Here is a 15,113-nt window from a genome sequence, read left to right as displayed (position 1 = left end):
ACGTGATACCTGTAATTTCTTCATTATACGAAGCTTTAATCGAAACAACAATGACCTGACCGGCGAAAGGAGCATTTGTTTACTTTTGTACATTTGATACGCTATGATTGTTATGCAATATTTACACTAGCTTCTAATCAACCTTAGGAGGTTCAACCCGCATGGATCAAATGCTAATCAAAATAAATGAAGCTGCAGCTTACATACGCAGCCAGTTGAAGACACAGCCGCAAGTCGGCCTCATTCTCGGCTCGGGTCTTGGCGTAATGGCTGATGAGGTTACCGAATCGATCGTTATTCCTTACGGACAAATCCCTCATTTCCCGGTATCTACGGTGGAAGGCCACTCGGGCGAGCTCGTCATTGGCCAGCTGGAAGGCAAATGCGTGCTCGTCATGAAGGGCCGCTTCCATTACTATGAAGGCTATTCCATGAAGGAGGTCGTCTTCCCCGTCTACGTCATGAAGCAGCTCGGCATCGAAACACTGCTTGTCACGAATGCGGCAGGGGGCATGAACCGTTCGTTCGCTGCCGGCGACCTGATGCTGATTACGGACCATATTAACAATACGGGAAGCAACCCCCTCATGGGCGCTAACATCCCTGAGCTCGGACCGCGCTTTCCGGATATGTCACAAGCGTACAATCGCGAGCTTCGCAGCATCGTAGCCAGCAAAGCAGACGAGCTGGGCATTAAGCTACAGCAAGGCGTCTATGTCAGCATTTCAGGCCCGACCTACTGTACGCCTGCCGAGCTGTCCATGATGGCCGGATGGGGCGCAGATGCGGTCGGTATGTCCACCGCGCCTGAGGTTATCGCAGCCAACTATGCAGGCATCCGCGTTGTCGGCATCACCTGCATTACCGACATGGCGATAGGCGATGAGCTGGAGCCGTTGACGCATGAGCAGGTCGTGCGAGTGGCAGAGCAAGCAAGGCCAAAATTCATTGCCTTAGTCAAAGCATCCGTAGGCGCATTTCAACTGTAAGAGCTTTATCCGCACAGACCGCCCCTGTACAAGCGAAGGGGCGGTCTTTTTGTCGCCATTTGTAGACAAACCGAATAGGCTAATCTATTCTGTATTAGAGAAACATTTTAGAAACGGGGCCCTATCCGATGAACGTAATTGCGAAGCCTGATAAAGCAACTAACCGCATATACCCATCTTTTCTCACGCAGCTTATTCGAAATTATATCTTTGGTTCAGCCGTTGCCGTGTTTGGGGTTGGCGGCGTTATCATGTTCTCCACCCTCTCCATTCCTTCCAGCGAACGGCTTCTGCTTAGCGGTATTTTAGTCGTGTCTCTGCTTATTATGCTTTGCTGCGAGCTATACGTTTTCTTTCAGCATGTGAAGCCGATTCAGATTGTGTTCCAAGCGGAGCGTCCCACCTCTACCCAGCTTAAAGAAGCCTATATACGGACACATAAATTTCCAACGCTATCCGTGTGGCGAACATTCGGACCCCATTTTCTAGGCATGTCGATTCCAGCTGTTCTCATGGCTGTCTTTGTGATCTCTATCGGATGGGTAACCCTTCCTTATTATTACATCGGGCTTGCGGTTGGCGGAGCGTTCATGGTCGCCAGCATGCACGCGATGATTGAATTTTTCTTAACCTCTATAGCAATACGTCCTGTCGTGAATGATATTCGTGACAAGCACAAAAAATTATATAAGCAGGATCTTACGCTAAGCGGCCAAGTTCTCGTGTCTATTCGCACGAAGTTTCAGCTAAGCGCGTTCCTCATCGGCGCGCTTCCCTTGCTCCTGTTCAGCTTAGCCGCGCAAATTCGACTCGACAACATTCCCGGAATCGGCACGGCCTCTTATTGGCAGTGGGCGGGCATCATCCTCGTGATCGGTATCACGTTCTCATTGCTCGGCGCTTCTCTCTTATCCCGAAATATTGAAGATCCGATTCATTCCATTCAAAAAGCCATGGCCAGCGTACAGGCCGGAGACTTCGAGACGAGTGCCGCTGACACCTATTCCGATGAATTCAGCAAACTCGTTGCCGGCTTTAACCATATGGTGAACGGGTTGAAGGAACGCGAGCAGCGCAATAATCAGCTTCTCCAAAGCTACTTTATGACCTTAGCGGCTGCCCTTGATGCCCGCGATACATACACGGCCGGTCATTCGACCCGGGTTGCCGCCTATTCCCTCCAGATCGGCCGCTTGGCTGAATGGTCCGACAGCCAGCTGGACTTATTGCACAAAACTGCCCTGCTGCATGACATTGGCAAAATCGGTGTCCGCGATTCCGTTCTGTTGAAGGATGGTCGACTAACCGATGAGGAATTCGAGCAAATCAAGCTGCATCCTGTGCTGGGCGAAAATATTTTGAAGCAAATTGAGCCTGCTGACGCGATGGCCGATTTACTGCCGGGCGTACGTTCGCACCACGAGCGTTACGACGGCAAGGGCTACCCGGACGGGCTTGCGGGCGAGAACATTCCGCTTATTGGACGCGCGATTGCGATTGCAGATGCATACGATGCGATGACCTCTGACCGTCCGTACCGGAAAGGCATGACGCAGGAGCGTGCGCTGTCTATTTTGGACGAGGGCAAAGGGACACAATGGGATCCTAAGCTTGCTGCTTTGTTTATTGCTTCGTTCAAGAACAAATATGAGCAAGAGGTTTCTTAGCAGCAGCGGGAGAGGCGCGGCGTCAAAGCAAAAATAAAAAAAGCTGCCCATCCGGTTATTTCAACCTTCTGGCGCAGCTCTTCATGACATTAAATAATGGCTTTCTTAACGTTTAATCAGCTTGAAATCATCATAATGGAAGCCCGGCGCGACGACGCAGGATACAAGCACCGGCTCATCGCCCAGCGGACGCGCCATCTGCCATTCATTCGCCGGCACCAATGCCTGCGGCTGATGCCCGGCTTGCACGTCCGGCCCTACAATGATTTCTTTTCTTGCCGCAGGCGCAGCATCTGTTCCGCCCAGCGTCAGAAGCAAAGGACTGCCGGAATGCCACATCCACAGCTCGTCCGAATAGACCGTATGCCAATCGGAGAACTCCTCCGGATGCAGCAAGAAGTAAATCGACGAAGCCGCAAATCGTGGCCCGGAGTAAGGAGCACCCAGCACCTCTTGCGGTATTTCAAAGCCTGCTTTCCAAATTTCCTTGTACCATCCGCCTTCGACATGAGGCTTTAAATCCAACGATTGCACAAGTGGTGACAGCTCCTTCACCAGTACGCCCATCTCATCCTACCTTCTTTCTCTATTTATCGCATCTGTAGTAAAAATCATTTATTCATTCTATAATGCATTAGAACTCCCGTCAATTCAGTAAACAAGTGGGGATTGTGGTTAATAAATCGTCCATTTTGACCAGTATTCGGGGCTGAAAGCTTTCATATTCATCAATTATAAGCTATACTTATATTAATTAGCTTTTTTGGGGGTGAGCAGATGAACAATAATCGTTACGATTGCGGACGTTTTTGCCGCAGCCGGTTCCTTCATATGCTCGTTATTGTTCCGCTGCTGCTTGCAGCGCTGTTTGCCTATCAAGCAGGAAATTCTTTCGAGCTAACTGCTGGTACAAACCGCATAAATGCCGCAGCCAATGTATCCTCTGCCATGATTGACAGGCAAAATATAAATAATAATTTCCTATTACCGGAAACTGCCCCAGTTCATCCCTTTGTACGTGAAATTCTTATGATATACTTATTAACTAGAAGCTTAGCTGCCGCGATGCGCACAACGGTTCCACAACGAATGCGCGACCTGCACATGGCCCCTATTAAATTCACATCACAATTTGTTGGCTAAAATTACAATTTCGATCACACACTAAGCTACAAACAAGGAGGCAACTACATTGAATATCAGAGAATCAGACTTGCCGGGTATCGGCCGTAAGTATCAAGTAATGACGCGAAGCGGTGATAAATTTGTCATTATCATTCATGATGACGGACGCCGCGAAATGTACCATTTTGACTATGACGATCTGGATGACAGCATCTCCATGGTTACGCTTGAGGATGAAGAAGCGCGCCAAGTGGCCGCTATTGTCGGAGGTATGACCTACAAGCCGAAGGCGCTTGAGACAATAGAGGTAGCGCTGGACGATCTTACGATTGAGTGGTACAAAATTGAACCAAACGCTGCATGTATCGGCAGAACGATCGGTCAAGCGGATATTCGCCAGACAACCGGAGCAACGATCATTGCGGCTGTAGAGAAGGAAGCAAAGCATATCAATCCAGGCCCCGACTATGTGTTCAAAGCAGATACAACCTTAATCGTTGCAGGAGAACGCCAGCATTTGAAGCTTCTTAAACTGATGCTGCAAAATGGGAGCCGTTAATTATGGATCACATGGTGCTGGAAATCGGTCTTGCCGTTATACTCATCGCCTTAGTCGGGCTATTAGCAGCAAAAATTCGTTTTTCCGTCATCCCATTTTATATTCTTATCGGCATGGCCGTAGGGCCCCATGCGCCTCACGTAGGCATATTGGACTTTAGGTTCATTGAAAGCGCAGAGCTAATCGAATTCATGGGACGGCTAGGTGTACTGTTCCTGCTATTCTATTTAGGTCTAGAGTTTTCTGTCGGAAGACTCATAAAATCGGGCCGCAATATTGCGGTAGGCGGAACTATTTATATTCTGATTAATTTTACGCTCGGATTAGTATTTGGCTGGCTCAACGGCTTTCCTATCGCGGAAACGATGGTTATGGCCGGTATTACAACAATTTCCTCAAGCGCGATCGTCGCCAAGGTGCTCGTCGATTTGAAACGAACGGCGAATCCGGAGACAGAGATGATACTCGGTATCATTATGTACGAGGACATTTTCCTTGCGGTATACCTGTCCGTTCTTTCCGGACTTGTGCTTAGCGACTCGTCATCGGTTGGCGGCGTGCTGTTGTCGGCCTCATACGCCTTAGGGTACATGCTTCTGTTCCTTGTCTTGGGCCGGAAAGCCGCTCCATTGCTTAATAAGATCTTCAATATTCGTTCCAATGAGCTGTTCCTTCTGCTCGTATTCGGCGGCTTGTTCTTCGTGTCCGGCTTCTCGGAGACGATTCATGTCGCGGAGGCAATCGGCGCCCTGCTCTTCGGTCTCGTCCTTGCAGAGACAACTCATATGAAACGCATCGAGCATATGATATTGCCATTCCGCGATTTCTTCGGAGCGCTGTTCTTCTTCAGCTTCGGTCTGACGATCGATCCGTTCGCGCTTGGCGGAGCCGTGTGGCTGGCAATTGGAGCCGTGGCGCTCACCTTGTTCGGTAATTTCCTGGCCGGGATGCTCGCAGGCAAAAGCGCGGGCTTATCGCCTAAGGCTTCCTCCAATATCGGACTAACTATCGTATCGAGAGGCGAGTTTTCCATTATCGTAGCCAATGTCGGAGCTGCCGCCGCATTAGCGGAAATTTTACAGCCGTTCGCAGCCCTGTACGTGCTTATATTAGCCATATTAGGCCCGCTTCTGACAAAGGAATCAAAGCTCGTATTCAAAGGCTTGAACGCAATATTCCGATGGGATAAACCGAAAAAAGCGTTGGAAACAGAGCCGGTGAAGGACCAAGCTGGCAGCTAACAACGATAAAAATGGTGGAGCAGTGTTCATTCCTGCCCCGCCATTTTTTTTTATTCTGCTGACGGTAGCTATCGATTACAAAAACAGGCTTTCCGTCTGGTCCGCATGAGACCGTACAGAAAGCCTGTTTGTTTGCCTTTTTATCTGCTGCCGAACTGCGCTTTATGCAAGCGGCTGTAGATGCCGCCTGTCGCTACGAGCTCGTCATGGCGACCCTGCTCGGTGATGCCTTCCTCCGTTACGACGACAATGCGGTCAGCGTTCTTGATCGTTGCCAGCCGATGCGCGATAACGAGCGTTGTCCGGCCCACGGACAGCTCAGCAAGCGATTGCTGAATCGCCGCCTCCGTCTCCGTATCGAGCGCCGAGGTCGCTTCATCAAGAATCAGAATCGGCGGATTTTTCAGGAACATCCTCGCTATCGCCAGGCGCTGCTTCTGTCCGCCGGACAGCTTCACGCCGCGTTCGCCGATGACCGTATCCAGCCCCTCCGGTTGTGCGAGAATGAACTGCTCCAGCCTTGCGCGGCGGGCGGCCTCCCAAATCAGGTCTTCCGAAGCGCCGAGCTTGCCGTAAACAATATTCTCACGAATCGTGCCTGCGAACAGGAACACGTCCTGCTGCACGATGCCGATTTGCTTCCGCAGCGACTCCAGCTTCAGGTCGCGAGTATCCCAGCCGTCGACCGTGATGCTCCCTCCGTCCACATCGTAAAATCTTGGCAGCAGGCTGCACAGCGTCGTTTTGCCGGCACCGGATGGTCCGACGAATGCGATGGTCTCGCCGGCGCGAATCGTCAGATCAATGTTCTGCAGCACCTTCGCTTCGCCCTCATAGCCAAATGTAACGCCGCGGTACTGAATATCTCCGTTCAAGCGGTCCACATGAACCGCATCCGGCTTATCCGCCACATCAGGCGCGGTATCCAGCAGCTTCACATAACGCTTGAAGCCGGCAATGCCTTTCGGATAGCTTTCAATCACGGCATTAATTTTCTCAATCGGCTTGAAGAAAATGTTCGTCAGGAGCACAAATGCTACGAAATCGCCGTAGTTCATCCGATCCTGAAGCACGTACCATGCGCCTGCGATCAGCACGAATACCGAAACTAAGCGCATCAGCATATAGGTAATCGAGGAATTTAAGCCAATGAGCTTATACGAAAACAGCTTCGCATCGCGGAAACGCAAGTTATTCGCTTTGAACAGCTTACGCTCGTGCTTCTCGTTCGAGAACGCTTGAACGACGCGAATTCCTCCTACCGTATCCTCGACACGCGCATTGAAATCAGCCATATCCGAGAGAAGCCGATCGACCGCTTTCGTCATTCGACCGTTGAAATGGAGAACCAGCCAAATAATGATAGGAATGATAACGAACGTTAAAATAGCGAGCTCAAAATTAATAAACGACATAATCCCGAACGCCCCGAGCAGCGTCATGACCGCGATGAACATATCCTCCGGCCCATGATGCGCCACCTCGCCGATCTCGAACAAGTCATTCGTGAGGCGCGAGATCAGATGCCCGGTCTTCGTATTGTCGAAGAAACGAAAGCTCAGCTTCTGGACATGATCGAACAGCTTCTTGCGCATATCCGTCTCAATGTTGATCCCAAGCATGTGGCCCCAGTAGGTCACGACATAACTCAATATTGTATTAATGACATAAACGACAAGCAGAACGGCGCAGGCTGTCAAAATCAGGCCCCAATCCTGCTCAGGCAGCAGCGTATTAATGACATAGCTGACCGCCAGCGGGAAGCTCAGCTCAAGCACCGCGAGCAGGACGGCACAGCTGAAATCCAGCAGAAACAGCTTTCGGTAGGGCTTATAATAGGAAAAAAAACGACGAAGCATCTCAAACTCCTTTTCTATCTGTAGTTGATAATCATTTTCGTTAACATCATAAACGGTTGTTTCCAGCCTGTCAATCAATTGGAAGAGGCATCAAAATCAATTCGTTCAGGGTGCGTGTAGACATTCATCTCCCCGCCGCGAATGAAGCCCACGCAGGTGATGCCGAGATCTTCCGCGAGGCGCAGCGCCAGATCGGTAGGCGCCGACTTGCTGAGCAGGATGCCGCAGCCGATTTTTGCCGCCTTCAGGACAACCTCCGAGGATAGGCGCCCGCTGAATGCGATCACCTTGTCCGAGGTGCGCAGACGGTGCAGCAGGCAGTAGCCGAACAGCTTGTCGAGCGCATTGTGGCGGCCAATGTCCGTCCTGACCGCCAGCAACTCCGCAGTCGTGCCGATTGCCGCGTTATGAACGCCGCCCGTGCTGCGGAAGTCCGCCGAGCTAAGCTGCAGCTCTCGCATAAATTGCATACACTGCATGGCAGAGATGTGCGTGCGGTTCATGATGGTTTTGGCGGTCAGCATATCGTTGTGAAAATAAAATTGACGGCTCTTCCCGCAGCAGGAGCCGATGAACCGCTTCGCGTAATAGTCGCGGCCCCTGGATGGCTTGTGCTCCAGCTCGACATAGGCAAAGCCGGTATCCTCTTCGATCGTTAGCGCCCGGATTTGCCCAGCCGAACGAATGACGCCCTCGGAGGCGAGAAAGCCGATCACAAGCTCCTGCAAATCGGAAGGCGAGCATACGAGCGTCGCGAACTCCTCGCCGCCAAGCTTAATCGTAAGCGGAAATTCCGTGGCGATATCATCCTCCTTCTCCAGCTGCTCGCTGCCGTCGTATTTGAGAATGCGCCATTTTGTCGTATTCGCAAGCTCCATCGCGCCGCTCCCCCTTCTTCCTATGCGTCCTGCCCCATGAACTAAGCCGGCGGCTCCATTTCCAAATCCTCAATCCGCTTCTCCCTATATTTCGTATCCTTTAAGGCATGGTACGTATCTGCCCCCTCCACAACGACAGATGCGTTATATTCCGGAATACCGGCATGCGGCTCGTAAACCCCTTTGGCAAACAGACTGTTGCCCTCCGGCCAATAAAGTTCAATATTGCCGCGCGCGATGTCCTCGCACTTCACTCTGCCATGGAAGACTCCGCTGCGGTTATAGACAACTACGGCATCGCCTTCGGACAACCGAAGCTCCGCCGCGTCTGCACCGTTCAGCAGCACAGCATAACGATCGGCCGCATTGAAGGAATCCTTCTCCCCATATATCATCGAATTAAATTGCTTGCCGCGCCTCGTTGTCGCATAGAAATGTCCCTCCGGCTTGCGCAACTCAGGCAGCTCAATCGCAATCAGCTTTCCCTTGCCGTCAGCGGTCGGGCAAATCCCATCCTCGCAAAGCCACGCTCCGCCCCACTGGAACACATCGCCCTGGCTCTTCAAATGCTGTATCCCATCATAGTTAAGAGCAGCTATGGCGATCTCCCTCCGAACAGCATCCGCATCCGCGAAGGTGATGGCCTGCTTCAGCTCAGGCTTAATGCGCGCGGCCAGATCAGCGTAAATTTGCCACTCCGCCCGCGCCTCTTCCATTCTCGGCCCTTCAATCGCTGGCGAGAAATAGACCATCCGCTCCGTAGACGTCGAGGTTCCGCCGCCCGGCTGCTCATACCGTGTCATGGCCGGCAGCACAATGACATCCTCCTCCGCATCAAGCAGCGTCGAGCTGTTCAGCACGATATCCTGATGCACCCGAAGCTCTACCCCTTCCAGACAGCGCTTCACAAAAGCAGGGTCAGGCATTGTCTCGATAAAATTGCCGCCCGACGTATAGAACAGCTTCAGCTTCCGCTCATGCTGCTCAGGGAGCAGCGCATTCTCGAGCGACACACCGATGATATCGCCCTGCCAATCCGGCAGCTTGAAGCCCCAGACCTGCTCGATGCGCTCCACATCCCCGCCCTTGAACTCACCGCCCGGAAGGCTGAAGGGATCCGCGCCCATCTCTCCCGAGCCCTGCACGCCGCTATGTCCGCGAATCGGCATAAGTCCGCAATGCTCGCGTCCCAGAAAACCTCTCAGCAGGGCGAGATTGGCAACCTGCGAAATATTGTCCGTCCCGAAGCGATGCTGGGTCAATCCCATACTCCAGACGAATACGCCAGATTTCGAGGCTGCAAGCAGCTCGGCAAATTGCCGCATGCGCTCCTTCGCCAGTCCGGAGGACTGCTCAAGCAGCTCCCAGCTTTGCTCGAGCACATGCGATCTCAGCTCCTCATAGCCATTCACATGCTCGCTTACAAAAGCATGATCAATCGCTGACCCCGGCCGCTCCAGCTCCATCGCGAACCAATGCTTCATTACGCCTTGCATGAAGGCAATATCTCCGCCGATATTCACCTGATAGAAGTCATCGGCAAGCTTCGTGCCGAACAGCGCTGACTCCGGGATCGACGGAATCCAATAGCCCTCCATCGCAGGCTCGCGATAAGGATTAATGACGATAATTTTCGTCCCTCTCCGCTTTGCCGCGTACATATACTTCGTGGATACGGGCTGATTGTTCGCCGCTACGCTGCCCCAGAACACAAGCACATCCGTACCGATCCAATCCTTATAATTGCAGGTCGATGCGCCGACTCCGATCGAACGCTTCATCGCCGTCTTCGAGGGCGAATGACAAATACGCGAGGCGTTATCGATATTGTTCGTCCCGATGAGACGCGCCGCCTTCGCCGCGACGTAATAAGACTCATTCGTTATGCCGCGCGCCGTCAGGTAGAACGCCATTTGCTTCGGATCGATGGCCCGCGCTTTAGCCGCAATGCGATCGAGCGCTTCATCCCAGGAGAGCCTGCGGAAGCTGCGCTCGCCTTTGCTGCGAATGAGCGGGTACGGCAGCCGTCCCAGCTTGCGCAGCTGCGTGCTGTCGAGCTTGCGCAGCTCGTCGATGTCCGAATGAAGAACAGCCGGCTTAATAGCCGGCATCGTATTCAGGCGCAGCACATTAAGGCGCGTTGTGCATAGATGCGGACCGTCAAGCGTCTGATCATACAGCCCGGATACGCCAAGCGCGCAGCCATCACAGACACCCTGGGTCAGGATCCGGTACGCGTACGGCAAGCTATCGCGATTATCCCACGCCACCTTCAACGTATCGCGTATATGATGAGGCTTAATTCTCCCCAGTCCGAAGGGCGCCTTGCTCACCCACAGCTTCGGGTCCGGAAGCTTCGGCAGCTTAACCGGTCCGGTATGAATGGTCTTCGCCATAAACGATTCACCTCGCTAATATTTTTCGTCCCAAAAGACAGCGCATACATAATCCAGTATGAGAAGCAGCTTACCACGCCCGGCATTACTTACTGCCCACACGCGCCGCAAAGTCCGCCGCCTCTCTAATAAGCTCTCAACTACAGCGCCCGGATTACAACGGCAGCACCTGCACCGCCGCTTGCTTCCCGCTAACCTGAATGCCCGACTGCTTCTTGCCGCTTTCGGCGAGGTCCTTCACCATGCGCTCCAGCAGTTCCTTTGCCTTCGGGCCTTCCTTGCCTTGAATGCGGACAACAAGCTGAACACCGTTGCCGGAGGCTAGCAGCTTAGCGGCCTGCCGCAGCTTCGTATCATAGTCATGCTCTTCGATATGCGGCGTCAAGCGAAGCTCCTTTACCTTGCCCGGCTGCTCCTTCATATGCAAGGAACGCTTTTCCTGACTGGCCTGCTGCTTTGCCTGACCTTTGCCTACAAGCTTGCATGGCGGCGGACTGCTCATCAGCGAGGTGCATACCAAATCAACTTTCAGCTCGCGCGCCATCGCCAGCGCCTCATCCCGGGAGACGATGCCAAGCTCCTCGCCCTGCAAGCCCGTCAGCCGCACCTCGGAGGCGCGTATTTTCTCATTCATCATGACCATCGATGCCATTTCTACCGAACTCTCCTTTGCAGCACAATATGGAAAACAGCAGCCTTGAGGCAGTATGCCAAAGCCGCTGTCGTTACTTTTCTCTATTATACTATTTTATGGCTTGTGAAGTCTTTCCCTGTTTTACTGCACGTCCAAAGCCGCCGCCGTTTTCTTCCCCACCGGGCCGCCCTTGCCGCCGTCCGCTGCAGCCTTAGCCATCGCTTCGTTAAGCTCTGCCAGGCGAAGCATCTTCCTGCCCCGCCAACGCAGAAGCGACAGCACGCCGCGAATATATTCATCCAAAATCATGCACAAATAGATTCCAATCAATCCCCAGCCGAGCTCGATGCCTACCCAGTACGCCAGGCCAGTTGCAATCAGCCACATGGAGAACACCGACGTCCACATCGTAAAGCGGGTATCGCCGACCGCATTAAGCGAATTGCCCAGCGCCATATTGACCATTTTGCCAGGCTGCAGCAGTAGATTAAGGCCTAATAGAGAGACCCCCATCGCCACGATTTCCTGATTTTCCGTGAACATGCCGAGCAGCTGCCGGCCGAATATAAAGATCAACAGCGCATTAACCGTCACCACCGCCAGCCCGACCCACATTGCACGGAAGGCCGTGCTGTACGCCTCCTTCACGCGACCTGCGCCGAATAGGTGAGCGATTTGGATTTGAACGGCCAGCGCAATCGAATAGCCCAGCATGAAGCAGAAAGCTTCCAATGTATTCATATACGTTCGCGCAGCAAGCTCATTTGAGCCAAGCATCGCCAGAAAGGTGAAAATAAACAGCTGCGTGAACACCCAACATGACATATTCACGCCGAGCGGCCAGCCAATGCGCAGCACATCCCCGAACAGCCTGCGATGGAACACCTGCAGCAAGTCCCGTACGCTGATCGTACGCTCAAAAGCATGCATAAACATAACGAACAGCACGATCGTCGCAAGCAAGCGGCAGACGACTGTCGACACCGCGACGCCCATGAGGCCCCATTTTGGAAACCCGAACGCTCCGAATATGAAAGCATAGTTAAAAAATATATGCACAACATTCATCCCGATCGCCGTATACATCGGGCCCTTCGTGTTGCCGGTGTTGCGGATCGAGGTGCTCAGCGCCGACATCAAGGCGACCAGCACCATGCCCCCGCCGACAATCGAGATATAGGTTTCCGCAAGCGGCAGCAAATGCTCCGGCAGCTGCAGCATCGCCGCAATCTCTCCCGGCATCACATATAAAATAATACTAAGCGCGATGCCGATAATGGCGCTTACCTTCACCGCCATAATCGCAATCGTACGCGCATCCTCGCTGTTCCGCGAGCCAAGCTTCTGCGCAATCAATATGCCGGCTCCGCTCGCTACCGTAATAAATAAGGTCGTCAACGCTTGAAACAGCTGATTGGAAAAACCAACAACCGCCACAGCGTCATCGGATATTCGACTCACCATCAGCGTATCTGCAGCCCCTAGCAAAAACTGCAAAAAAAGCTCAATAAAAATAGGCCACGATAGCACCCAAAGCGAAAATTTTTTGTCTGAAGCCGCCATTCCCTTATCCCCCTGCATTGGCCTTAGCTGAAAAGGCCCCCTCCGATGTCCGAACTTCAATCGTCTTTTCAAATTATAGATGCTATACTGAGCTGAAAGTATCACATTATCAACTTTTACTATAACGATTCAAACTTCAGTATCCGAAGGAGAAGGAACCGGCATGTCGATCATCCATCTGACCATACCGCCGCTGCCGCATTACATTATTGGCGGCTCTACCGTTGCCCCGCCCGGCCGCAAGCATCCCAGCCGGCGAAATATCGAAGTTTTCGATCTGCTGGTCGTTACGAGCGGATGCTTGTATATGGGGGAGGAAAAACGGCAATATGAAGTAAGCAGCGGTCATGCCCTCATTTTGCGGCCGGACGCTTATCATTATGCTACACTGGCCTGTCAGGAGGCGACCGCCTATTACTGGATTCACTTTCAGACGACCGGCACATGGAGCGTAACCGATCAGAAGGCTGCACAGCCTTTCTCGGAAAGCTCGAGCGAGAGAATACAGAACGCCAACTTTTCAACGATGCCAACCTTCATCAAGCAGCTCCCCCAGTTTGCGAAGCTCCTCCAGCCTTCCAAGATGGACAGCCTGCTTCGCCAGTTGGTGCAGCTTAACCGGAATGATCATATTCCGAGCGTAAAATGGAAGCAGCAGCTTGCCTTTCAAGAGGTGCTTGAGCATTTGTCCGCATCGATGGACGCTGAGAGCCCGTCCCCGTCCGCCCTGTGCGCGGAGCAAGCGGCCTCCTATCTGCGTGAGCATTATCAAGAGAGCATTACCGCCAAAGAGCTGGGGGAGAGCGTCAACTTCCATCCTGTCTACATCGCGAGATGCATGCAGAAGGAATTTGGCTGCTCGCCGTTCGACTACCTGATGCATTTCCGACTGGAGCAGGCCAAGCTTCTACTTCTGCAAACGGATCTGGCCATCGCCCGCATCGCCGAGGAGGTTGGCTTCAACCACGCCGCTTATTTCACCTCCTGCTTCACCAAATACGAGGGCATCTCGCCGCGTCACTACCGCATGCGCTTCTCGCATGGCTAATGCGGCGCCGGCAATTTTCGCTTCCTATGAAGCTTAATCAAACCTAATAGAGCCAAGCAGAAGAGCACCCCGATGGAGCCCCCGGTAAAATCAAGCCATATATCTGTAATACTTCCCGTTCGATGCGCCGATCCTAGCTGATTCCATTCATCCAGCGCAGAGACCGCAAGCACCACAACTAGCGTTGCTCCAATGGCCCTGAACAAGCGGCGAGGGTTAAGCGAACGGATGAACATAAAAAAAATAGCCGCAAACACGGCGTAAATAAACAAATGAGCGCCTTTTCGAAATAGAAACTCAATGAAGCTGTAAGGCCTGTTATGAGAATTGACAACACTATCTCCATAACGAATCGTCACATTAGGAAGCCACTGTACAAGCTGTTGATAATTGAACCTATTTTCAAGCAGCGGTCTTATGCTTTGCTGCTCATAGGTTTGGGAAGAAAATATAAATACGAGCGTGATCCACGCAGCCAGTAAACTTCCCCAGCCAAGAGAAGGCAGCCATTTTTTTGCATTCTTAGTTTTTATTCGCTTCATATAAATTGCACCTCCAACACAACTAGCCTTTCCATTATCATACTTGATAGACGGAGCCATGGAAACAATCCCTTAATACAGTAAAATAGTCCTATTTATCAGTAGTCAATATGCCGAAAGTTTGGTATCATTGTTAAAGAGTTGGAAAATAGAGGTGATAGAATTGTCTGGATATTTAATGTTTACAGAGATCACAACGCCGCTCCGGCTTCTGGGCATTCGTATATTCAAGGATGAGCATGGTCACTATTGGTATAAATACAGAAAGAACAAACGAAAGCGGTTTTTTAGATAGCTGTTATTGAAAGTCACGCTAAAGCTCGATGAGCCAATCGAAGCTGACATCATCGAAAAACCCGACCAGCTTGAGCCCCAAGATGGTTCCCTCCAAGTCAGACACCGCAAAATTATTGTAAAACAAGCATAAATGATAAACGTAAAAAAATAGCCCCCGCCTCGTAAATGAACTGTGACCCAGATTGTAGACGATTAAAACAAAGAGCCCTAAGCTCAACCAGCAAGCAGGTGACCTCTGAATTCATCGGGGGTCATCTTTTTTAATGTCCACTGGTATCTTTCTGAGTTGTAGTAGCTGATATACTCCCTAACTCG

14 protein-coding genes are annotated in these 15,113 nt (G+C 51.9%); 6 read left to right on the top strand and 8 right to left on the bottom strand.

The genetic code is table 11. From position 1 onward, the window contains the following. Positions 1–161: 161 nt before the first annotated feature. Both ACO9K6_RS16675 and ACO9K6_RS16670 read left to right on the top strand, forming a co-directional pair. Positions 162–989 (top strand): purine-nucleoside phosphorylase, encoded by an 828-nt coding sequence (locus tag ACO9K6_RS16675; protein WP_424768677.1) that lies wholly within the window; start codon positions 162–164, stop codon positions 987–989. Between the two features lie 128 nt (positions 990–1,117). Beyond that, entirely contained in the window at positions 1,118–2,656 is a 1,539-nt protein-coding gene (locus ACO9K6_RS16670) for an HD-GYP domain-containing protein (protein ID WP_424768676.1), read from the top strand. Between the two features lie 105 nt (positions 2,657–2,761). Here ACO9K6_RS16670 and ACO9K6_RS16665 read toward each other — a convergent pair whose 3' ends face one another. Next, entirely contained in the window at positions 2,762–3,214 is a 453-nt protein-coding gene (locus tag ACO9K6_RS16665) for a cupin domain-containing protein (RefSeq protein ID WP_424768730.1), read from the bottom strand. 219 nt (positions 3,215–3,433) lie between these two features. Between ACO9K6_RS16665 and ACO9K6_RS16660 the strand changes: the two genes are divergently transcribed. Genes ACO9K6_RS16660 through ACO9K6_RS16650 form a run of 3 tightly spaced genes read left to right on the top strand, consistent with a single transcriptional unit; the run spans position 3,434 to position 5,581 of the window. Continuing rightward, positions 3,434–3,799 (top strand): hypothetical protein, encoded by a 366-nt coding sequence (locus ACO9K6_RS16660; protein ID WP_424768675.1) that lies wholly within the window; start codon positions 3,434–3,436, stop codon positions 3,797–3,799. 49 nt (positions 3,800–3,848) lie between these two features. Next, a complete protein-coding gene (locus tag ACO9K6_RS16655; protein WP_424768674.1) occupies positions 3,849–4,340 on the top strand; it encodes a cation:proton antiporter regulatory subunit in 492 nt (163 codons plus the stop codon). A gap of 2 nt (positions 4,341–4,342) precedes the next feature. Beyond that, on the top strand, positions 4,343–5,581 hold the full coding sequence (locus tag ACO9K6_RS16650) for a cation:proton antiporter (RefSeq protein WP_424768673.1): 1,239 nt from the start codon (positions 4,343–4,345) through the stop codon (positions 5,579–5,581). Positions 5,582–5,721: 140 nt separating this feature from the next. On the opposite strand, the gene ACO9K6_RS16645 is transcribed toward ACO9K6_RS16650, so the two are convergent. From ACO9K6_RS16645 to ACO9K6_RS16625, 5 genes are all read right to left on the bottom strand, one after another. Then, a complete protein-coding gene (locus ACO9K6_RS16645) occupies positions 5,722–7,440 on the bottom strand; it encodes an ABC transporter ATP-binding protein (RefSeq protein WP_424768672.1) in 1,719 nt (572 codons plus the stop codon). Positions 7,441–7,514: 74 nt separating this feature from the next. Next, the gene (gene fdhD, locus ACO9K6_RS16640; protein ID WP_424768671.1) at positions 7,515–8,318 is read right to left on the bottom strand and encodes a formate dehydrogenase accessory sulfurtransferase FdhD; all 804 of its coding nucleotides are present in this window, start codon (positions 8,316–8,318) and stop codon (positions 7,515–7,517) included. A 41-nt stretch (positions 8,319–8,359) separates the two neighbouring features. After that, a complete protein-coding gene (locus tag ACO9K6_RS16635) occupies positions 8,360–10,714 on the bottom strand; it encodes an FdhF/YdeP family oxidoreductase (protein ID WP_424768670.1) in 2,355 nt (784 codons plus the stop codon). A 154-nt stretch (positions 10,715–10,868) separates the two neighbouring features. Next, the gene (infC, locus tag ACO9K6_RS16630; RefSeq protein ID WP_424768729.1) at positions 10,869–11,357 is read right to left on the bottom strand and encodes a translation initiation factor IF-3; all 489 of its coding nucleotides are present in this window, start codon (positions 11,355–11,357) and stop codon (positions 10,869–10,871) included. Positions 11,358–11,489: 132 nt separating this feature from the next. Then, positions 11,490–12,911: an MATE family efflux transporter gene (locus ACO9K6_RS16625; protein ID WP_424768669.1), complete on the bottom strand. Its 1,422-nt coding sequence runs from the start codon at positions 12,909–12,911 to the stop codon at positions 11,490–11,492. Positions 12,912–13,074: 163 nt separating this feature from the next. Between ACO9K6_RS16625 and ACO9K6_RS16620 the strand changes: the two genes are divergently transcribed. Beyond that, complete coding sequence (locus ACO9K6_RS16620) at positions 13,075–13,959, top strand: helix-turn-helix transcriptional regulator (protein ID WP_424768668.1); 885 nt, start codon at positions 13,075–13,077, stop codon at positions 13,957–13,959. On the opposite strand, the gene ACO9K6_RS16615 is transcribed toward ACO9K6_RS16620, so the two are convergent. Together ACO9K6_RS16615 and ACO9K6_RS16610 are read right to left on the bottom strand one after the other, a co-directional pair. Next, complete coding sequence (locus ACO9K6_RS16615; protein ID WP_424768667.1) at positions 13,956–14,501, bottom strand: VanZ family protein; 546 nt, start codon at positions 14,499–14,501, stop codon at positions 13,956–13,958. The genes ACO9K6_RS16620 and ACO9K6_RS16615 overlap by 4 nt on opposite strands. 510 nt (positions 14,502–15,011) lie before the next feature. Beyond that, positions 15,012–15,098, bottom strand: a complete 87-nt coding sequence (locus tag ACO9K6_RS16610; RefSeq protein WP_424767105.1) for an IS3 family transposase — start codon at positions 15,096–15,098, stop codon at positions 15,012–15,014. Positions 15,099–15,113: the final 15 nt, after the last annotated feature.

The sequence above is a fragment of the Paenibacillus praedii genome (assembly GCF_049725345.1).
In the GTDB taxonomy this organism is placed as follows: domain Bacteria; phylum Bacillota; class Bacilli; order Paenibacillales; family Paenibacillaceae; genus Pristimantibacillus.
Note: the sequence above shows the minus strand (reverse complement) of the source record. Positions and strands in the feature narration are given on the sequence as shown.